The following is a 21,036-nucleotide window of genomic DNA, read 5'->3' on the forward strand; positions in this document are numbered from 1 at the left end:
CAGACTGCCCGCCCGCCGCCGCGCTGGGCAGGGGAGGGCCGCTGCTACGCCGTCTGTCACCCACCGGCACCCCCGCCGCGCCCACCTGGCCCTACCGCCGCGCCTGGATGACCCACCTATCCCGCACCTCCCCACAGACGGCTTCTCCGCGCTCTCCCAGCTCCCGCCGTCCAGACTGCCCACCCTCCGCCCCCCAAAACAGCAAAAGAGAGCAGCGCGCGGTAACTGCTACCGCGCGCCGCGCGCTCTCTCTATTTTGCCGGGCGCCGGCCCGCCCGCAGGGGACACAGGCCGAAAATACGCCGCTCTTTAGCCGATGTACGCCTTGCCGCCCATGTACATGCGCAGCGGCTCGGGGATGGCGATGCGCCCGTCTTGCTGGGGCAAACAGCCCGGCCCGCTGTCTTTCTAGCTGATTAGCTGGCGCCCCCGCGGCGGCCATCTTCACACCTCACTACAAAAAGCGGCGCGCAGAGCAGTTCTGCACGCCGCTTTTCTATTTTTGCCCACCGGGCCCGCCCGGAGCAGGTTTAGAGCATGCTTAGAGCGCGTTTCGGGTTTGTCTCAGGCATGTTTTGATCGCGTTTGAAACGCGCTGAAAGTATGGCCGGAACCCACCGGCCCGCCAGCACGTTAGCCCACCGGCCCGCCAGCCCACCGGCGCTCAGCGCTCGGCCCCGACAGGCTCCGTTTTTGCACCGGACCTTTTAGCCGATGTACGCCTTGCCGCCCATGTACATGCGCAGCGGCTCGGGGATGGCGATGCGGCCGTCGGCCTGCAGGTTGTTTTCCAAAAAGGCGATGAGCATGCGCGGCGGCGCCACCACCGTGTTGTTCAGGGTGTGGGCGAAGTAGTTGCCGCCCTCCTTGCGCTTTACGCGAATGCCCAGCCGGCGGGCTTGGGCGTCGCCCAGGTTGGAGCAGCTGCCCACCTCGAAGTACTTTTTCTGGCGGGGGGACCAGGCCTCCACATCGATGCTCTTGACCTTTAAGTCGGCCAGATCGCCCGAGCAGCACTCCAGCGTGCGCACCGGGATATCCATCGAGCGGAAGAAGTCCACCGTGTTCTGGTACAGCTTTTTAAACCAGTCGGCGCTGTCCTCGGGGCGGCACACCACCACCATCTCCTGCTTTTCAAACTGGTGGATGCGGTACACCCCCCGCTCCTCGATGCCGTGGGCCCCCACCTCTTTGCGGAAGCAGGGCGAGTAGCTGGTCAGCGCCTGGGGCAGCTGGTCCTCGGTGAGCATGGTGTCGATGAATTTGCCGATCATCGAGTGCTCGCTGGTGCCGATGAGGTACAGGTCTTCGCCCTCGATCTTGTACATCATGTTTTCCATCTCGCTAAAGCTCATCACGCCGGTGACCACATTGCTGCGGATCATGTAGGGGGGGATGTAGTAGGTAAAGCCGCGGTCGATCATAAAGTCGCGGGCGTACGACAAAATGGCCGAGTGCAGCCGGGCGATGTCGCCGCACAGGTAGTAAAAGCCGTTGCCGCTGGTCTTGCGGGCGCTGTCCAGGTCGATGCCGCTCAGCCGCTCCATGATATCCACATGGTAGGGGACCTCAAAATCGGGCACCGCCGGCTCGCCAAAGCGCTCCACCTCCACGTTCTCGCTGTCGTCTTTGCCAATGGGCACCGACTCGTCGATGATCTGGGGGATCACCAGCATCCGCTGGCGGATCTGGGCGCTCAGCTCGGTCTCTTTTTCGTCCAGCTCAGCCAGCTCTTTGGCGATGGCGGCCACCTGAGCCTTGGTGGCCTCGGCCTCCTCTTTTTTGCCCTGACCCATCAGCGCGCCGATCTGCTTGCTGATGGAGTTGCGCTGGCTGCGCAGCTCGTCACAGCGCGATTTTACCGTGCGAAATTCCCGGTCCAGCGCCACCACTTCGTCCACCAGCACCAGCTTTTCATCCTGAAATTTTTTCTTGATGTTCTCCTTCACCAGTTCCGGGTCGGTGCGCAACAGTTTGATATCCAGCATCGTATCTGCCTCCTCAATATACTTCTGGGCGGGGCGGAAAACGCTCTTTTGCGCGCTGCGGGCCACAAAAAAAGCCTCCCACCCCTGTTTTTACACATGGGACGGAAGACGTTCCGCGTTGCCACCCAAATTGCCGGCAGTCACTTTGCCGGCCACTCGTCTGGTACGATAGAGGGTACCGTCCTTCGGCTCGTCGCCGAGAGCTCCGGGAGCGGACCGGCCCGCCCCTCTCTGCCGGCTCTCAGCTGCCGCCGGTTCTCTGTAAAAGAGGGGAGTAACGCGTACAGGCCATCTTTCCCATCGTCGCCCAGTCGGCACGGCAGACCGCGCCGCGCCACATAACATGTTTTTATTATAACCACTTTTGCGCCCACATGCAAGTAAAACCTACCGCCCGGCCTGCCACCTGCCGCCCGCACGTCGGTTTTGCCCCGCCAAAAAGCTGCGCGCAGCCCCGGTACACGCCCCGCCGACCGGTGACGCATCTGCCGCCGGCCGGTTGCATTTTTTCCGCCGGCGTGTTACAGTACAAAATTGTCGTATCTAAAAACAAAAATACAGAAGATAGAGAGGTTACAAGCCATGCCGTCAGATCAGTCCACACAGCTGCAGCGCTACAGCGTCATCCCCGGCCACCACGCCCGCGAGCTGGTGCTGCTCAAAGGCGGCCCCTGCGCCTGGGGCCGCTGTGCCTTTTGCGACTATATCCGCGACAACTCCACCGACGAGCTGCTCTGCGACCGGGTCAACGCGTCGGTGCTGGCCCGGGTCACCGGCCAGACCGGCCAGCTGGAGGTCATCAACTCCGGCAGCGTGTTCGAGCTCACCCCCGGCACAATGGCCGCCCTGCGCCGGGTCGTCGAGCAAAAGCAGATCAAAAAGTTGTATTTTGAGTGCCACTGGTCCTACCGCCACCGCCTGCAGGAGGTGCGGGACTACTTCGGTGTCCCCATCGTATTCAAGTGCGGTATCGAGACCTTCGACGACGATTTTCGCAACCGGGTGCTCAAAAAGGGGATCGTCTACGACGACCTGCAGGAGGTCCGCCGCTACTTCGACTCGGTGTGTCTGCTGGTGGGCATCCAGGGCCAGACCAAAGAGATGCTCGACCGCGACGTGAAGATACTGCTCGAGCATTTTCCCCTGGGCTGTATCAACGTGTTTTGTGAAAACAGCACCGATGTGCGCGCCGACGCTCAGCTGGCCCAGTGGTTCTGCCAAAAATACGCCCACCTGCAAAACGACCCCCGCATCGACTTCCTGACCGACAACACCGATTTCGGCGTGGGCTAAAGCCCCGCCAGGCGTGCAGTCCGTGAAAAACAGGCCGCTTTACCCCGCTTTCCGACAGCGAGGTAGGGCGGCCTGTTTTACTTTTGAGCCACCGCCGGTCTCCAGCCCACCAGTCTACCGGCCCACCAGTCCACCAGTCCACTGCCCGGATATTGAGCGTGGCGCTCTCTTTTCACCGTTCACCGTATGCCGCCCCGCTGTGTACTCTACTTTATCGCCCCTGTGCCCCTGCTGCAACGGCTCCCACCGCTCATGCTCTGTGCCAACGGGCCGTTTTTTGCCTGTGTTTTGCGGTATCACTGTCCGCCTCCGTCCCGCTATCGGCAGGGGGGTTCGCGCCGCCCTGTGGGGGCTCGCCCCAGTACACCATTTGTCGTCGTCGGGGCAGCTCTGTCCGTGCCCGGACCAGCCGGTGTTCCCCGGTTTACAGCACCGCCGGCTGTTTGCCCGGTCGGCGGCCGTACCATCGGCTTTTGGGGCCGCTGTTTTTGCGCGCCCGCAGGTGTCGGCGCACCCCCGCCATCGGTCCAGGGGGGAGAGTCTCAAAGTCTCTCTGCCGCCCCGCCCGCCAGTTTTTTGCTGGGAAAATGTAGAAAATTGCGTTCGGCGCCCGGCGGTGCCCACGACCGCCATATTTGGCCGCTCACAGCACCTTTTTTGGCAAAATCTTCTTAAAAGTGAGTATAGCACAGCAGAACGATTAAGTCTGCTTTATCGGTCGTTGCCGCCCTGCGCGGCAAGCAGCGGCCCGCCCGAACGTGTTCTCCCGCCCGCCGCCCCCGTGCGGCCCCGGACACGCGGGGGCCGCTGCCGGCCTGGGCGGGCGGGAGAGCGGAGCCCGCTGCCGGTCAGTGCACCCCAAGGCGCCAACAGGAGGAGATAGATGTTTCATGAGATCTGCCGCTAAAGACCAGCCGGGGCTGCTCGCCTACCTGGCGCAGAGGGCCGGCTATCTGTACATATCCGACCTGCGGTACCGCGTCGACCGCGATGCCGACCTGCAGCAGGCCCTGCAGGAGGTGCGCCCCGCCGCCTACAGCCGCGCCGAGTGTATCGATGCCGTCACCTATATCACCGGCCGCACGCACAGCTTTTACACCGCCGCCCAGGCGCTGCAGTACCTGAAGCGCTACCTGGCCGCCGGCCGCCCCGAGAGCGACCGCGACATTCGCTAGGCCCGGCAGCCGCCCCGCTGCTATCTGCTGCCCCACCGTCCCGGCAACAGATGAAAGAGACCCCCTCAATACGCCCCAGCACCCCAAAAAAACATCCCAGAGAGCACCCGCCCGGGTGCTCTTTTTTTACCGCAAACGCGCACCGCCCCGCATTTAGCCGCCGGCGGCGGGCGCACGCTCCACGTACAGCGCCGCCACAGCCATGCCGCAGGCCACTGGTATCGGCCCGCCCCACCGGCGCAAAAAAGGCGCGCAGCCCAAAACAGCTGTGCGCCTTTTTTATCACGGTAGGGAAGAGCCTCCCAACTCATCACACGTGCAAAAATTTTTCCACCAGGTGCGACAGCCCGGCAAACAGCCCGGCGGCCAGCAGTCCGCCGGCGAGCGCCGCCACCGCGATGGGCAGCGTCAGCGCCGACATGGAAAACAGCGGCCCCAGCAGCAGCGATCCCGCCAAAAAGGCGGCCACGATGAAGATGAGCAGCGCCGCCCGCAGCCAGTCGAAGGGGAGACACAGCACCGCGATGAGCGAAAAGCCGACCACGGCGGTGAAGAACACGCACAGCGTCGATACCTGCGCCGCGGTAAAGCCCAGCAGCGGCCCCAGCAGCGCGGTGGCCACCACCATCAGCACTGTGGAAAAGCCGCCCGGCAGCGCCCGGTACAGCACGTTCTTCAAAAAGTCGCCCTGCACCCGCTCGTGGTTGGGCTCCAGCGCCAGCACGAAAGAGGGGATGCCGATAGCCAGCGCGCTGATGAGGGTCAGGTGGATGGGGGCAAACGGGTAGGGCCGGTGCAGCAGCAAAAACAGCGCCACCAGCAAGATCGAGTAGATGGTCTTGACGATGAAGATGGCCGCCGAGCGCTGCAGGTTGTTGATGCTGCGCCGCCCCTCGGCCACCACCCGCGGCATGGACGAGAAGTCGTTATCCAAAAGCACCAGGTGCGACACGTTGCGCGCCGCCTGCGCGCCCGAGGCCATCGCCACGCTGCAGTCGGCCTGCCGCAGCGCCAGCACGTCGTTGACCCCGTCGCCGGTCATAGCCACCGTGCGCCCCTGCCGCTGCAGGGCCGCCACCATCTTCTGCTTCTGCTCCGGCGACACGCGGCCAAATACCGTGTACTGCTGTACCGCGGCGGCGATGTCGCCGTCGCTTTGCAGGGTGGTGGCGTCTACATAGCGCTCGGCCCCCGGCAGCTGCACCCGCTGGGCGATAGCCGCCACCGTCTGTGCGTCGTCGCCCGATATCACCTTCAGCGCCACCCCCTGCTCGGCAAAGTAGCGCAGCGTGTCGGCGGCCTGGGGGCGCACCACGTCCTGCACCAGCACCGCCGCTACCGGCCGCAGTGCAGCCGGCAGCGCGTCGCCGGTCAGGGGCTGTGCGCTTTGGCACAACAGCAGCGTGCGGCTGTGGCGCGGCCGGTCGGCCAGCCGGCCGCCAAAGGCGGTGTCCAGCGCCCCGGGCAGCACGATCTCCGGCGCGCCCAGCACCAGGCTACCCCAGCTGTCAAACTGCACCGCCGAGTACTTGCGCTCCGACGAAAACGGCACCACCGCCGCCGGGTCGACCGCCAGCTGCCGGTTGCAGTGCACCGCGGCGATCGCGTCCAGGGTGGGGCTGTCGCCGGCCATCACTCCGCAAAAGTCCGCCAGCATCTTTGCCGCCCGGTCGCTGTCCTGCCCGTCGGCGCACACCAGCTCCTCCAGTTTCATCTGCCCCTGGGTGATGGTGCCGGTCTTATCCAGGCACAGCACGTCCACCCGCGCCAGCTGTTCGATGCACACCAGCTCCTGCACCATCACCCGGTGCCGCGCCAGCCTGATCACCCCCACCGCCAGCACCGAGGTGGTCAGCAGCACCAGCCCCTCGGGGATCATGCCCACCAGCGCCGCCGCGGTCGAGACGATGGCCTGCTGCACCGTGGCCCCGTCGATCGAGAGCTGACTGTACAAAAACAGGGCCCCCACCGGCACGATAGCCACCGAGACCGCCTTGATGATGCGCCGCACCGAGCCGTATATCTGCGACTGGGGGCGCTCGGTGCGGGTTTGGTGCCCCGATATGCGCGCCGCGTAGCCCGCTTGGCCCACCTCGGTCACCAGCGCCCGGCCGCCGCCGCTCACCAAAAAGCTGCCCGACAGCAGCGTGTCGCCCGGCTTTTTGTGCACCGGGTCACTCTCGCCGGTGAGCATCGCCTCGCTCACCTCGCAGGCGCCGGTCAGCAGCTGGCAGTCGGCCACGATCTGGTCGCCCCGGCACAGCTCCATCACGTCTCCCAGCACCACCTGCTCGCGGCCCACCGGCTTTACTGCGCCGCCGCGCACCACCTGTACGCGCGCCGCCGACAGGATCGACAGCCGGTCCATCACCCGCTTGGTGCGCACCTCCTGCACGATGCCCACCAGCGTGTTGACCACCATTATACCCATAAACAGCGCGTTTTTGTACGAGCCCACCGCCAAAATGGCCCCGCCCAGCACCAGAATGACCAGGTTAAACAGGGTAAAGGTGTTGTCCAGTACGATGCGCCCGATGCTCTTGGTGGGCGGGGTGGCGTCTTTGTTCAGTAGTCCCTGACGGGCGCGCTCGGCGGCGCTCTCTTCACTCAGGCCCTCACGGGCCAGCAGGTCGGTATCGGCTCGGCTGCTCGGCATCTGTCTGTTTCCTCTCTTTTTGTAGTCTGTAAAGTAGACTACCACCCCGGCCGCCGCTTGACAAGGCAGCGGCCGAAAGCGTCATAAATCTTTCACTTTTTGGTAAGAATTGCGCCGCTGCACCGCCTGTTTGGCCCGCTGGTCAGGGGCGGTCGCACACCGCGCACAAAAGTGCCGCCGCCGGGGCGATCTTCTCGGGCGGCAGCGCGCAAAAGCCCAGCAGCAGCCGCGGCCGCTGACCGCTCTTTACCGGCACCGCCTGGCAGATAAGGCCGGCCTGCCGGCAGCGGGACTCTATTTCCGCGCCGGGCCGGGGGCAGTCTATCTCCACCAGCAGCTGCAGCCCGCTGTCAAAAGGCAGCACCTTTATCCGGCGGCCAAAAGCGCTGCGCAGCGCCTCTTTTAACAGGCGGCTCTTCTGCCCGTACAGCCGCCGCAGCCGCCCGATGTGCCGGTACAGGTGCCCGTCGGCGATAAAGCCGCTCAGCGCCAGCTGCTCGGTGGAGGAGCAGGTCTGGTTGTAGGCCCGGCCCAGCGCCCGGTAGTCCGGCAGCAGCGTCGGCGGCAGCACCAGGTAGCTCACGCGGATGCTGGGCAGCAGCAGCCGCGAAAACGAGCCCATGTAGATCACCTGGCCGTTTTGCGGCCGCATCCCCTGTAGGGCGGGTATGGGCCGCTGCAGGTAGCGAAATTCGCCGGCGTAGTCGTCCTCCAGCAAAAAGCACTGCCGGGCGTCGCAGTGGCGCAGCAGGGCCAGCTTCTCCGCCGCGCCAAAGTGTCCGGCGTGGCCGGGGTTCTGCGGGTCGCAGTAGAGCATGGCCACCGGCGGCAGCGCCCCGGCCAAAAGCTGGTCCAACTCGTACTCACACACCGCAAAGCCGTGGTCGCAGAGTACCTGCCGAGCCTGCAAAAAGCCCGGTTTCTCCAGCCCCACAGCCAGCGGGGTGCCGTCCCCGCGCGCGGCGCGGCGGCGAAATACGGCGCACAGCAGCGCCAGCAGGCTCTGCACGCCGGCCCCCACCACGATCTGTTGGGGGCTGCACACCACCCCCCGCGAGCGGTAGCTGTAAGCCGCCAGCTGCTGCCGTAGCGGGTACTCGCCCTGCGCGTCACCGTAGCCGCCGGCCGGCGGCGCGTCGGTCAGCGCCCGGCCCAGGTAGCGCTTCCACACCGCGGTGGGGAAGCTCTGCGGGTCGATGGTGCTGCCGCTCATGTCGTAGGTCACCGGCGGCCCGTCCCCACCCTCGGCCGCCGCAGCTGCCACCGCCGCGGTGGGGGGCAGCGCCTGCAAGCTGGCGGTGCGGTGGCCGCTGCCCGGCCGGCTCACGATGTAGCCCTCGGCCAGCAGCTGGGCGTAGGCGCTCTCCACTGTGGTCTTGCTCACCCCCAGCATGGCCGCCAGCCCCCTGATCGAGGGCAGCGGGCTGTCACCCGGCAGCGCCCCGCTCAAAAGTGCCTGCTGCACCTGCTGGCACAGCTGGGCCTGCAGCGGCAGGTCCCGGCTGCGGTCTATCTGAAACATGTAGTTGAACATAAAACTGTCCTTATCAAGAATATAAAAATTGTATATTTCTATACGTACACTCCTGTTGTACCATACTTTCATACCCAGCGCAACCGGCAGCTGACGGTCCGCTGTATCCAAGGCCCCGCGCCCGCCGCCCGATCAGCGGCCCGGCGCTCATGGGCCGGCTGTACTGTCACCGGCGCTGTGCGCCAGAAAGGAAGATCACCGTGGACGACAGAAGCACACTCAACCGCAATCTGGCCCAAATGCTCAAGGGCGGGGTCATTATGGACGTCACCGATGCCGAGCAGGCCAAGATCGCCCAGGAGGCGGGCGCCGTGGCCGTTATGGCCCTGGAGCGCGTCCCCGCCGACATCCGCCGCCAAGGCGGAGTGGCCCGCATGAGCGACCCCAAAATGATCAAAGAGATACAGGCCGCCGTCACCATCCCGGTCATGGCCAAGGCCCGCATCGGCCACATCGCCGAGGCCCGGGTGCTGCAGGCGCTGGGCATCGATTTTATCGACGAGAGCGAGGTGCTCACCCCCGCCGACGACCGCTACCACCTGGATAAGCACCAGTTCGCGGTGCCGTTTGTCTGCGGTGCCCGCGATCTGGGCGAGGCGCTGCGCCGCATCGGCGAAGGCGCGGCCATGATCCGCACCAAAGGCGAGGCGGGCACCGGCAACATCGTCGAGGCGGTGCGCCACCAGCGGCAGATGCAGGCCGATATCCGCCGCCTGCAAAACCTGCCGCCCGAGGAGCGCATGACCTTTTCAAAAGAGATCGCCGCCCCCTACGATCTGGTATGTCAGGTGGCGCAGAGCGGCAAGCTGCCGGTGGTCAACTTCGCCGCCGGCGGCGTGGCCACCCCCGCCGACGCGGCGCTGATGATGCTCCTGGGCAGTGAAGGGGTGTTCGTCGGCTCGGGCATCTTCAAGTCTAAAGACCCCGCCCGCCGCGCCAGGGCCATCGTTCAGGCCACCACTTACTATAACGACCCGGAGGTGGTGGCCCGGGTGTCCGAGGGGCTGGGTGAGGCTATGACCGGCATCGAGCTGCGCGACATCCCCGACAGCCAGAAAATGGCCGATCGGGGCTGGTAGCGTGGGCGGCAGGATACCGGTCGGCGTGCTGGCGCTGCAGGGCTCTTTTGCCGAGCACCTGCAGGCGCTGGGCCGCCAGCCGGGGATAGAGCCGGTCGCCGTCAAGACCGCCGGCCAGCTGCAGCGAGTGGCGGCCATCATCCTCCCCGGCGGCGAGAGCACCACCCTGCGCCGCCTGCTGGATGAAGCCGGCCTTACCGATCTGTTAAAAGCGCGCATACAGGCCGGGCTGCCGGTGTGGGGCACCTGTGCCGGGGCCATCCTGCTGGCCGCCCGGATAGCGGGGGAAACGCCCCACCTGGGGGTGATGGATATCACCGTTTGCCGCAACGCCTACGGCCGCCAGATCGACAGCTTCAGCGCCGCGGCCACCATCCCGCCGGTATCGCCCGACCCGGTGCCGCTGGTCTTTATCCGCGCCCCCGTCATCGAGGGGGTGGGCCCCGGCGTGCAGGTGCTCTGCCAGTTGGACGGCCGTATCGTGGCCGCGCGGCAAGAACACATGCTGGCCACCTCTTTTCACCCCGAACTCACCGATGACGACAGCTTTTACCGCTATTTTCTCAGCTTTCTCGGCTAGAGCGGGCCGCTGCCGCCCGGCCGATAGCAAAAAAGCGCTCTGCCTCTGCGGCAGCGCGCTTTTTTTATTACAGCTGGTCCAAAATCGCCAGATCTTGGGTGCACCGGCACAGCTGGCAGCAGCCAGCTGCCGGCGCTTTCAAAAATATCCTGTATGGGACCAGACCCCCACAGAGAGCGTTCGCAAGGCAGCGCAAGCGGCCCTTGCCGGGGGAACTGGGGCGGCCCCCCATGCAGATCTCCCCGGTATTCGCAGGGATGAAAAACGGGAAAATCGCAAAGTGCACACCACTTTGCCCTGCTCGCCACTACTGAAAACGGCCAAGGAGGAAATACGTCTTATACCGAGAAAGCGTATTGGATCAGCCCGACAAGTATTAGTTTGTGTGTTTAATTTTTCTTATCAAGTACGCCCCAAATAGCGATGGCAAGACCAATAACTGCTAAGCCGCAAAAAATATATATAATTGGCATAAGACCATATTGCTGAATATTCCACCATGAAGAAAATCGTCCATTTACCGTCCATTCATTCGCCATTGAACCAGCTAAAACCAAAGCAACAGAAATTGCTCCTGACAAAAACATTATGGAACCTAAAATTACTTTTTTCACGTATCTGTCTCCCTGCAAATTTAACTTTGTGAGTATATTTTCTTTGCCCAAGCTTTGCCCAAGGCACACAAACTTATAGCTGCCTTTTTCACTGCCGCCGGCGGTAGCCGGTGCTCGCATTCATGAAAAAATATTCTGTGGGAGCCAGAGCCCCCACAGAGAGTGGCGTCAGCCGCGCTCAGGCGCCAAGCGGCTGTTTTTTTATGTGCCCGGCAGGGGAGAGAGCCCCCTTCACAGCACCCGCACGTAGTATAGCTTTACCGCTACCGCCACCACCAGCTGTATCAGCGCCGCCCCGATGAGCGTCATGAAAACCACCGCATTGAAGTACCCGGCCACCACACCGGCTACCACCATGCCCAGCGAGGTCACCATCAAAATAGGCATGCCCGCCTTTTGGCGGATCAGCCGCATGCGCTCGTCGTGTTCGCGGTTGTAGAGCAGCTGCAGGTGGCGCTCGTCGCCCAGCGCCCGGTTGTAGCGGATGATCATCACCGCCAACAGAATACACAGCGTCGACATCAGCCCGCCCTGAAATTCGCGCACCGCCGCCACCGGGTGGCCCGGCAGCTGCACCAGCTCAAACTGGTGGTTGAGCAAAAACAAAAGCCCCACCAGCATTACCGCCCGCAGCAGCCACATGCGCCGCCGCAACACCTTTTTAAAGTCTTCCATCGGTCGTTACCTCCCTTTTTCGTCGATCTCCCCAAAGTCGAACACCTCTTCGATCTGCCGCCCAAAGTAGTGGGCGATCTTGTAAGCCAGCACCAGCGAGGCAGTGTAGCGCTCCACCTCGATGGAAGTGATGGTCTGGCGGGTGGTGCCCACAGCCAGGGCCAGCTCCTCCTGCGAGAGCTTGCGCTCCTTGCGCAGCTGGCGGATGTTGTTTTTCACCAGGTCCCTCCTCACCGCCGATAAATGTACAGTTTGCTTTGCAAATTTAGTATAGTTTGCTTTGCATAAAATGTCAAGCTCGCTTAGCAAAAAAACTGTCTGTCGGCTCTTGCATTTTGTCCCCATATCTCCCATACTGTAAGGGATGATACCCACCGGCGCCGCGCCTTGCGGCACCCAGCATGCAGAGGGAGGTCCCGCCATGCCCGCCTATACGGTCCGCTATCTCTATCACAGCAGCTTTCTGCTCGAAACAGCCAGCCACTACCTCATTTTCGACTACTACCGCAACAGCCCCCACGGCCGGGGGCTAAATAGCGGCGTTATCGATCCGGCCGCGCTCACCGGCAAACCGGTGCTGGTGTTTGCCTCCCACAGCCACGGCGACCACTACGACCCGGTCATCTTCCGCTGGCGGGGACAGCTGCCCGGTATCCAGTACATCTTATCGAGCGATATCGCCGCCCCCGCCGCGGCCGACACCCACTTCATCGGGCCCGATGCCTCGCGGCGGGTAGGTGGCGCCGCGGTGCGCACGCTCCCCTCTACCGACCTGGGGGTGGCCTTTGTCATCGAGGTCGACGGGCTGCGCATCTACCACGCCGGCGACCTCAACTGGTGGCACTGGGAGGGGGAGCCCGACAGCGACAACCGCGATATGGCCCGCGCCTACTGCGCCCAGATCGACCGCCTGCAGGGCGAGCATTTCGATGTCGCCTTCGTCCCCCTCGACCCGCGCCTGGGCCGGCCCGGCTATCTGCTGGGGCTCGATTACTTCGCCGCCCACACCGACGCGGCGGTGATCTTTCCCATGCATTTCGGCAGTGACCGGCGGGTGTTCGACTGGCTGGCACAGGACCGCCGGGCAGATGACTACCGCCCGCGGGTAGCGCGTATCGAACACCGCGGCCAGCAGTTTTCTGGCCCTCTGTCCCGCTAGCACCCGCCCGCCTTACCGCCCTGACCGGCGCATATGCCAAAACGGCCCCATCCCTCTGCCACCGGCCGGGGCCTCGTTCTTCACAGCCGCTATAATAAGCGGGGAGCAGACCATTTTTGTAGTCTGCTCCCCGCTCTTTTTCTGCCCGTATATCACCACCATAAAACGGCGTTTTTTCGAGTCTTGTTCCGGCCGGCCAGCGGGTGGATAGGTATATACAGTAGCAGGAAGTGCTTTATGAACGATGTCACAGAGTCACAGAGCGAGCGAACAGACCTGCCGCCGGGCATACTGCTGACCGCCCAGGATCTGCCGACAGCTGCGACAGATCACCCACGCCGCCGGGCGTACCGCCCACTATGGACTCAGCCGCACCCGCCCGCAGATGCCCGGCCTGCTAAAGTGCCGCACCCGGGCTCTGCGCAACACCGGCCGTCTCGAGCTGTGCGGCAGCGCGTTCATCGCGCCCATGGCCCGGCAGTATAACGGGCCTGCCGTCGGCCCTCTGCCGTACCTGACCGACCGCCTGCTGGCACTATACCGCGGCGGGGCTTGCAGCCTGGGGTGATGCCGCTGCCCATACCTACGGCAGTGAAGGGAGCCCCTTCGCACACAGTGACCTGACGGCGGCCCACCAGCAACAGGTACCGCCCGGCGGTTCGGCTGTCGTAGGGTTGGGCCAGCTGGCGCCGCTCAATTCGCTGCGCTACACGTTCAGTTTGGCCCCGCTCCAAAGCGACTCCAAAGCGATCTGTGGGCGCAGTACCGGCCGGGCCAGCGGCCCATCGCCCCAGCTGTCGCCGCGAACCGGGCACTATAGCGGCAGCTGTGTGGCAGCGCGCCGCCGGTACCGTGTTGGGCACGCACCGATACGCTGGCCGGTATGGGCCGCTATTATGCCGCCTGCGGCCGGCGCTACCTCACCCACCGCCGGCCGATATCGACTATCAGCTGCTGTTGCCGGTGCCGAAAACGTCGGTCGGCGTCCGCCGCCTGGCCCGGCTCACAGTCGGGCGGGCCTTTTTGTCGGCGCTAGATCCCGCCGCCCTACACCGGCCGCTGGCCCACTGCAGACCCCACTGCCCACAGGCGCTTATAGGCGGAGGTAGCGCCGCCGCCCCGGTCCCCCCCTGCGCCGCCGGGCTCCCGCTTTCGGGGCAAAACACACCCCGCCGGCCCTGGGCTGGAGGGCAGGGGAGCCCCCAAAAAAATGAGCGCCGCGCTTTAAAGCCCGCACAAAAAAGCAGAGGACAGCTCCGGCCGATCGGCCTGCTGTCCTCTGCTTTTTTGCGGTGTTTTGGCCGGCGCTGGTGGTCCAGTGGCCTAGTGGTCCAGTATCTCGATCCAGTAGCCGTCGGGGTCGTTTATGAAGTAGAGACCCATATCGGTGTTCTCAAAGCAGATACAGCCCATCTGCGCGTGCAGCTGGTGGGCGGCGTCCCGGTCGGGCACGCGCACCGCCAGGTGTATCTCGTTGTCGCCCAGGTCAAAGGGTCTTGTGCGGTCGTGGTAGTGGGTCAGCTCCAGCAGATGATCGGTGTTGCCGTCGCCCAAAAAAACGATGGTAAAGCCGTCTCCCTCTATGCGGCGCACCTCGGTAAGACCCAGCGCCTGGCGGTAAAAATCCAGGCTCTTTTGCAGGTCTAGTACAGTCAGGTTGGTGTGTAAAAAGCTACAGGTCATAAAACAGGTCCTCCCAGCATCACAAATGCGTGTACAGGTCCTATTCTACCACAGCGCACCGGCGTTTGTACAGCGCGGGAGGTGCTAGTCGATCACGGTAGAGGTGCGGCCGATGCCCACCACCGCGTTGGTGATGCGCCGCCAGGTATTGCAGCCGCAAATGCCGTCGGCGCTCAGGCCGTTGGCCCGCTGAAAAGCTACCAGCGCATTGGTGGTGTTGCCGCCAAAGTAGCCGTCCAGGGTACGGGTGGTGTAGCCCAGCGCGTTCAGGGCGTCCTGTAAAACCAGCACGTAAACGCCCACCGAGCCGTTTCTGATCAGCGGGTACCCGGCCGAGCAGGCGGGGCTGCCGTAGCGCTTGTCAAAATGCACCCAGCTGGGGGTCATGCTGATGGGCTCCACATAGGTCCACACCCCCAGCGACTGGCACAGCTGGTGAAAGCGGCGGCGGGTGGCGGAGGTCTGGTTTTGCATCGTGTCAAAGCTGGTGCCGGCGTAGTGCTGGCTCTGCAGGCCGTGGCCGCCCTCCCAAATGCGTTTGTAGGCGTAGCCCACGTAAATACCGCTGCCCCAGTTGCGGCGGGTGATGTTCCAGGACTCCATCGCCGTAGTGGTGGTCCACATTACCGACGATCTGGAAGATCCCCGGAACTCGCGTACCAGCAGCGTTCTGCCGTACGAGTAGGGCATCGGGTCTGTCTCTGCCCGGGTGTAGCGCTCCATTCTATTGGTGTATAAGTTATAGACGAGTATCGTAGCCATAATCGATCCATGCCTTTCTGGAAAGTATTACAAATAAAGGGGTATCACCACATTGTATGCACCGGCACCAGTTCGGTGCCTGCCACCCGCCGCTCCTCTGTTTCCTCCCCCAAAAAATCCCTATGCACACCCCGCCCCACATCCCGCCGCCGCTCCTCTTTACCATGCATCACGACCGGCCACCCCGGCCAATCCCCAGTCCACACCGCTCCCCGGCGCCCCCAGCATCTCGCCAGGCGCCGCCAGCCCCCTCTGTTACCTCACCCCAAGTGCCTATGCGCACCCCGCCCCGCGCGCCACCACCCGCCCTACATCCCGCCACTGCCCCTCTTCACCATGCATCACAATCGGCTGCCCCAGCCAATCCCCAGTCCACACCGCCCCCCGGCGCCCCCAGCATTTCGCCAAGCGCCGCCAGCCCCCTCTGTTACCTCACCCCAAGTACCTATGCGCACCCCGCCCCGTGCGTCACCACCCGCCCCACATCCCGCCGCCGCTCCTCTTCACCAGCCACCAGCCACCACAGCCGCCATCCGTCCCATCCATCTATATAGATCCTGTATAAGCCCTGCCCGTTCTCCACCCATCCCAACCATCCCGCCCACGGCCCCGCACTCGGGCACCCCCCTATCGCCGGCTCACCACTCTACCTATACCCGGCTTGGGCCCGTCCATCCCCTGCACAAATTGCACAATCTGCGCTGTCGCATTTTAGCGGATATCGTGCACACTATAGAAACTGACCAAAAGTCATTTTTTAAAGTTGACGATTGGTCAGTTTTGCAATATACTGTGGGTGTCAAACAAAATGACGAACAGTCATTTTTGATAAACTGCCAGCCGTCACCGGCTCCTAATGCGAGGTGTACACCATGCTCATCGGCAAGATAGAACAGAAAAAAAAGAAGAAAGAGCAGGCCATCGAACAGGCCGCTTTCGAGCTGTTCGATGAAAAGGGGATAGCCGGCGTGTCCATCGATATGATCGCCCGCCGGGCCGGCATCGCCAAAGGCACCTTCTACCTCTATTTTAAAGACAAAGATGCCGTGCTGGCCCACGTGGTGTTCCGCCGCGGGGCCCAGGTGCTCGCCCAGGCCATGCAGCAGGCCATGCAGCAGAACATCGAGGACCCCATCGAGCGCATCATCTACGTCACCGACTACGCCATCGATCTGCTCAAGAACGATCCGGCCGTACTGCGGGTCATCCGCAAAAACCTGTCCTGGAGCCTTATGCAGAGCGGCCTGCAAAGTGCCGACGACACCGGGGCCGACAGTGAAGTCACCCAGCTTTTGCGCCAGTACCTCAGCCAGCTCGAGAGCTGGGGCTACACCGCCGAGGAGGCGTTTCAGCTGGTATTTATGGTGGTGGAGCTCATCGGCTCCACCTGCTACTGCTCCATCGTGCTGGGCCAGCTGCCCGATATCGACACGGTAAAGCCCATGCTCTTTACCGCAATCCGCAAAATGCTGCGCCCCAGCTGAGGGGCGCGCCCATAAAAAAACAAAACACGGCGTACGATGCCCGCCCGCCAGCTACCGAGCGGGGCGGGGGAGAGACGCTGTTTTTTGCGCCCAAAACCCCGCCCGGCCCGCTCTTTTACAGCTAAAATAGCGGCCGGCGCCCGGGCTGGGGCCCACACATGCAACACCAAATCACAGAAAAGAGGTCATGCACATGAACCGGTCCGAAAAGATGGCCCGCTTTATCGTCAAAAAGCGGATACCCATCCTCATCTTGGCCGTGCTGCTGCTCATCCCGTCGGTCTTGGGGTACGTATCCACCTTTGTCAATTACGATATCCTCTCCTACCTGCCGGCCGACGTCGAGTCGATGATCGGCCAGAAATACCTGGAGGACGACTTCTCCATGGGCTCCACCGCCATGCTCGTCGTCGAGGGGATGGACACCCACCAGGTCTCGCAGCTCAAAGAGAAGATCGCCGCCATCGACGGCGTCAAATCGGCCCTCTGGGCCGACGATATCTTCGACGACGGTTTCCCCCAAGAGATGATGCCCAAAGATGTCCAGCAGCTGTTTTACAGCGATAAGGGCTCCACCATGATGGTCATCAGCTTTGAGGAGTCCACCGCCGCCAACCGCACCGTCAAGGCCATCCGGCAGATCAAGTCGACAGCTGGCAAGCAGTGCTTTTTGGGCGGTATGGCCGCCATCGTCGAGGACACCCAGACTTTGGTCGGCCAGGAGATGCCCCTCTACGTGCTGGTGGCGGTGGTGCTCTCCATCGTCGTGCTGGGGCTGGGGCTGCGCAGCTGGCTGGCTCCGGTGGTGCTCATGCTGGGTATCGCTTTCCCCATCGTCTACAACTTCGGCACCAACGTGTTTTTGGGGCAGATCAGCTATATTACCCAGGCGCTGGCGGCGGTGCTGCAGCTGGCGGTAACCATGGACTTCTCCATCTTCCTCCTGCACCGCTTTTCAGAGGAGGAAGCCCACTGTGCCAGCAAGGAGGAAGCCATGGCCAAAGCCATCACCGCCACCATGTCCTCCATCACCGGCAGCTCGCTGACCACCATCGCCGGCTTTCTGGCGCTGTGTACCATGCGCCTCACGCTGGGCCGCGATATCGGCCTGGTCATGGCCAAAGGCGTGCTGCTGGGGGTCATCTGCACGGTGGTCATCCTGCCCTCACTCATCATGGCTTTCGATAAGCCGCTGCAGCGCTGGCAGCACCGGGCCATCATCGTCGAGCCCAAGCACCTGCCCAGCTTTGTCCTCAAACACTATAAAGGCATTCTGGTGGCCTTCGTGGCGCTGTTTATCCCGTTTGCCGTCGCCCAGGCCAAAGCGCCGGTGTACTACGCGCTGGACCAAACGCTGCCTCAGGACCTGACTTCCATCATCGGCACCAACAAGCTAAAAGATGATTTCAACATGACCAGCACCCATTTTCTCATCCTCGACGACAGTCTGCCCGCCTACCAGTACCAGCAGATCGGCGACGAGATACAGGCCCTCGACGGCATCGATCTGGTGCTCTCCTACGACAAGTACGTGGGCGGCGGTATCCCCGCCGAGGTGGTGCCCGACAGCGTCAAACAGATCATCCAAAACGGCGGTAAAAAAATGATGATGGTCAACTCCACCTACCGCGCCGCCAGCGACGAGGAGAACGCCCAGATAGACCAGATAAACACCATCCTCAAAAAGTACGACAAGAACGCCGTGGTGGCCGGTGAGGGAGCGCTCACCAAAGACCTCATCGAGGTGGCCGACGTCGACTTTAAAAGCGTCAACATCACCTCGGTGCTGGCCATCCTGCTCATCGTCGGCATCTGCTTCAAGTCCTTTAGCCTGCCGGTGCTGCTGGTGCTGGCCATCGAGTTCGCCATCAGTCTCAACATGGGGCTGCCGTACTTCACCGGTACGCAGCTGCCGTTCGTGGCCGGCATCGTCATCGGCACCATCCAGCTGGGGGCCACCGTCGACTATGCCATCCTCATGACCACCCGCTTTCGCGAGGAGCGCCGGGCCGGTCGCACGGTGCATGACTCGGTCTACACCGCCGTGCAGAAATGCGCCCCCTCCATCATCACCAGCGGGCTCACCTTCTTCGCCGCCAACATCGGCGTGGTCTGCATCTCCCGCATGGATCTCATCAAGAGCCTGTGCACGCTGCTGGCCCGCGGCGCCGTCATCAGCATGTTCTCCATCCTGCTGGTGCTGCCGGCCATCCTGCTGGTCTGCGACAAGCTCATCTGCAAGACCACCAAAGGTTTTTTGCGGCCGGCGGCCGGCAGTGTGCCGCGCCCCCACCCGGTAAACGAGCCCCAACACTAGAGAAAGAAGGTCTTTACACATGAAGCACCCCAAAACCTTTGCCCGCCGGGCCGTGTGCGGCCTGCTGGCGCTGTCACTGGCCGCCGCCCCCAGCCTGTCCGGCGCGGTGCTGGCCAGCGATAACAGCGCCATCACCAAACAGGAGACCGTCTACATGTTTTTGGCCGCCGACGGCAGCTTAAAGAGCACCACCGTCAGCAGCTGGCTGCACGCTGACAGCGGTGTGCGCGGCGTTAGCGAGCCCACCTCGCTGGCCGATATCAAAAATGTCAAGTCCGAGACCGCCCCCACCCTAAAAGACGGGGTCCTCTCCTGGGATATGGACGGTAATGACGCCTACTATCAGGGCGCCAGCGACGCCACCCCGCCCATCGCCGTGTCCATCACCTACAAGCTCGACGGCAAAGATATCGCCCCGGCAGATCTGGCCGGCAAGAGCGGCAAAGTCGAGATCACCGTCGCCTTTAAAAACAACTGCCGCTCCTCGGCCACCGTCGGCGGCGTCAGCCGCGAGATCTACACCCCGTTTGCCACCACCGCTGTGCTCGACCTGCCCACCGACACCTTCCAAAACGTCAAGTGCTCTGGCGGTTCGGTGCTCTCAGAGGGCACCAATCAGGTGGTCACCATCCTGGCCGTGCCCGGCTTAAAAGACAGCCTGGGCAAAGATGCCGACACCTTAAAGCAGATCAGCGACTTCTCGCTGCAGGACACCTTCACCGTCACCGCCGAGGCCAAAAACTTCAAACTGGGCTCGGTGGTCATCGCCGCCACCCCCAGCCTGCCGCTGGATAAACTCAAGGGCGATATCTCGCTGGGCGAGCTCTCCAGCGGCCTGAGCCAGCTGCAGTCGGCCACCGAGCAGCTGGCCAGCGGCACCCAGCAGCTGTCCGAGGCGCTGGCAACCTACAGCGGCAAGATGGAGGAACTCGACAGCGGCATTTCCGATCTCAGCGCCGGCGCCGGCGACCTGCTGGCCGGCGTCACCCAGTACACCGACGGGGTGCAGCAGCTCTTTGACGAGATAGACCAGCTGCTCCCCGGGCTGGAGGCACAGATGGGCCAGAGCGGTCAGACCATCGCCCAGGATCTGCAAAACCTGGCCGGTAAGGGGCAGACCGCCTCGCAGGAGATGCAGGACATCACCCAGCAGATGGGCGCTCTGTACCAGCAGATCCTGGCCATCAAGCAGGCCGACCCCAGCGCCGATATCACCGCCCTGCTGGGGGCTTTCGGCGCCCTCAAGCAGCAGCTGGAGGAGCACGGCGCCACCCTGACCGCACTGGGCCAAGATATGCAGACGCTGGCCACCGACGCCGGCAGCATGCAGACTGACCTGGCCACCGGCCTGCAGACGGCCAAAGAGCAGCTGGCCCAGGCCGAGGCGCAGCTGCGTCAGGGCAGCACCGATCTGCGTCAGGGAGCCAAGGACCTGTCCGACGGCGCCGCCGGGGCCAAAGACGCCACCGGCCAGCTCTCCGGCGCGGCCAGGACCATCAGCGAAAAGAGCGGCGAGCTCGATCAGGGGATGAACACCTACAAGACCACCGGTATCGACCCGGCCAAGGGCCAGATAGACGAGCTGGTGGGCAACGCCGACAACCTGCTGGCCCTCAAAGACGCCCTCATCGCCCAGAGTGAGTCGTACCAGAGCTTTGCCGGCTCTCCCGAAGGCTGCGACACCACCACCGCCTTCGTCATGAAGACCGACGAGATCTCCGCCCCCAAGACCGAGAAAAAAGGCGGGGAGAGCAAAAAGGCCGAAAAAAAGACCGGCCTGTGGGACCGCATCAAAGGCCTTTTCAGCTGATCGGGCCGGTGCCGCACCAAACTTTCAGTTGACAAATAAGACCTGTGTGTTTATCATGATACACATGGGAGAGAGGCGACGGGCGCTCTGCCCGCCGCCTCTTTTTATCGCCGCCTCTCTCGGGGCGGCACAGCAACACGGGGGCTACCACCATGCCAAACCACATCGCCGTTTTCTTTTTTAGCTTTATCAGCCTGGGCCTGTTTTTTAGCGGGTTCGGGTTTATC

The 21,036-nt window shown here is 63.2% G+C and carries 16 protein-coding genes; 8 read left to right on the forward strand and 8 right to left on the reverse strand.

The window, feature by feature from the left end:
• Window positions 1-707 precede the first annotated feature (707 nt).
• Window positions 708-1,988: a serine--tRNA ligase gene (gene serS, locus C6Y32_RS05575; RefSeq protein WP_105204438.1), complete on the reverse strand. Its 1,281-nt coding sequence runs from the start codon at window positions 1,986-1,988 to the stop codon at window positions 708-710.
• Between the two features lie 606 nt (window positions 1,989-2,594).
• On the opposite strand from serS, the gene C6Y32_RS05580 reads away from it, so the two are divergent.
• A complete protein-coding gene (locus C6Y32_RS05580) occupies window positions 2,595-3,281 on the forward strand; it encodes a radical SAM protein (RefSeq protein WP_105204439.1) in 687 nt (228 codons plus the stop codon).
• A gap of 890 nt (window positions 3,282-4,171) precedes the next feature.
• Entirely contained in the window at window positions 4,172-4,456 is a 285-nt protein-coding gene (locus C6Y32_RS05585) for a hypothetical protein (protein WP_105204351.1), read from the forward strand.
• 310 nt (window positions 4,457-4,766) lie between these two features.
• Here C6Y32_RS05585 and C6Y32_RS05590 read toward each other — a convergent pair whose 3' ends face one another.
• Complete coding sequence (locus tag C6Y32_RS05590) at window positions 4,767-7,112, reverse strand: HAD-IC family P-type ATPase (RefSeq protein WP_129589395.1); 2,346 nt, start codon at window positions 7,110-7,112, stop codon at window positions 4,767-4,769.
• A gap of 142 nt (window positions 7,113-7,254) precedes the next feature.
• Window positions 7,255-8,646 carry a MocR-like pyridoxine biosynthesis transcription factor PdxR gene (gene pdxR / locus C6Y32_RS05595; RefSeq protein ID WP_164998148.1) on the reverse strand — a complete coding sequence of 464 codons (1,392 nt, stop codon included), beginning with the start codon at window positions 8,644-8,646 and terminating at the stop codon, window positions 7,255-7,257.
• Between the two features lie 200 nt (window positions 8,647-8,846).
• Between pdxR and pdxS the strand changes: the two genes are divergently transcribed.
• Both pdxS and pdxT read left to right on the forward strand, forming a co-directional pair.
• The gene (pdxS, locus tag C6Y32_RS05600) at window positions 8,847-9,725 is read left to right on the forward strand and encodes a pyridoxal 5'-phosphate synthase lyase subunit PdxS (protein ID WP_105204440.1); all 879 of its coding nucleotides are present in this window, start codon (window positions 8,847-8,849) and stop codon (window positions 9,723-9,725) included.
• Between the two features lies 1 nt (window position 9,726).
• Window positions 9,727-10,305 carry a pyridoxal 5'-phosphate synthase glutaminase subunit PdxT gene (pdxT, locus tag C6Y32_RS05605; protein WP_243562556.1) on the forward strand — a complete coding sequence of 193 codons (579 nt, stop codon included), beginning with the start codon at window positions 9,727-9,729 and terminating at the stop codon, window positions 10,303-10,305.
• Window positions 10,306-10,694: 389 nt separating this feature from the next.
• On the opposite strand, the gene C6Y32_RS15110 is transcribed toward pdxT, so the two are convergent.
• From C6Y32_RS15110 to C6Y32_RS05615, 3 genes are all read right to left on the reverse strand, one after another.
• A complete protein-coding gene (locus C6Y32_RS15110) occupies window positions 10,695-10,919 on the reverse strand; it encodes a hypothetical protein (protein ID WP_129589396.1) in 225 nt (74 codons plus the stop codon).
• Between the two features lie 231 nt (window positions 10,920-11,150).
• Entirely contained in the window at window positions 11,151-11,594 is a 444-nt protein-coding gene (locus tag C6Y32_RS05610; RefSeq protein WP_105204354.1) for a hypothetical protein, read from the reverse strand.
• A 6-nt stretch (window positions 11,595-11,600) separates the two neighbouring features.
• Complete coding sequence (locus C6Y32_RS05615) at window positions 11,601-11,813, reverse strand: helix-turn-helix transcriptional regulator (protein ID WP_105204355.1); 213 nt, start codon at window positions 11,811-11,813, stop codon at window positions 11,601-11,603.
• A 202-nt stretch (window positions 11,814-12,015) separates the two neighbouring features.
• Between C6Y32_RS05615 and C6Y32_RS05620 the strand changes: the two genes are divergently transcribed.
• The gene (locus C6Y32_RS05620; protein ID WP_105204356.1) at window positions 12,016-12,753 is read left to right on the forward strand and encodes an MBL fold metallo-hydrolase; all 738 of its coding nucleotides are present in this window, start codon (window positions 12,016-12,018) and stop codon (window positions 12,751-12,753) included.
• 1,323 nt (window positions 12,754-14,076) lie between these two features.
• On the opposite strand, the gene C6Y32_RS05630 is transcribed toward C6Y32_RS05620, so the two are convergent.
• Window positions 14,077-14,436 (reverse strand): VOC family protein, encoded by a 360-nt coding sequence (locus tag C6Y32_RS05630; RefSeq protein ID WP_105204358.1) that lies wholly within the window; start codon window positions 14,434-14,436, stop codon window positions 14,077-14,079.
• 84 nt (window positions 14,437-14,520) lie between these two features.
• Window positions 14,521-15,198, reverse strand: a complete 678-nt coding sequence (locus C6Y32_RS05635) for a peptidoglycan-binding domain-containing protein (protein ID WP_105204359.1) — start codon at window positions 15,196-15,198, stop codon at window positions 14,521-14,523.
• 872 nt (window positions 15,199-16,070) lie between these two features.
• On the opposite strand from C6Y32_RS05635, the gene C6Y32_RS05640 reads away from it, so the two are divergent.
• The 3 genes from C6Y32_RS05640 (at window position 16,071) to C6Y32_RS05650 (ending at window position 20,809) form a co-directional block, all read left to right on the forward strand.
• The gene (locus C6Y32_RS05640; protein ID WP_105204360.1) at window positions 16,071-16,682 is read left to right on the forward strand and encodes a TetR/AcrR family transcriptional regulator; all 612 of its coding nucleotides are present in this window, start codon (window positions 16,071-16,073) and stop codon (window positions 16,680-16,682) included.
• 193 nt (window positions 16,683-16,875) lie between these two features.
• Window positions 16,876-18,999 carry an efflux RND transporter permease subunit gene (locus C6Y32_RS05645; protein ID WP_105204361.1) on the forward strand — a complete coding sequence of 708 codons (2,124 nt, stop codon included), beginning with the start codon at window positions 16,876-16,878 and terminating at the stop codon, window positions 18,997-18,999.
• 19 nt (window positions 19,000-19,018) lie between these two features.
• Window positions 19,019-20,809 (forward strand): hypothetical protein, encoded by a 1,791-nt coding sequence (locus tag C6Y32_RS05650; protein WP_105204362.1) that lies wholly within the window; start codon window positions 19,019-19,021, stop codon window positions 20,807-20,809.
• The last annotated feature ends 227 nt before the right edge of the window (window positions 20,810-21,036 follow it).

The organism is Neobittarella massiliensis (ex Bilen et al. 2018), assembly GCF_900289145.1.
In the GTDB taxonomy this organism is placed as follows: domain Bacteria; phylum Bacillota; class Clostridia; order Oscillospirales; family Ruminococcaceae; genus Neobittarella; species Neobittarella massiliensis.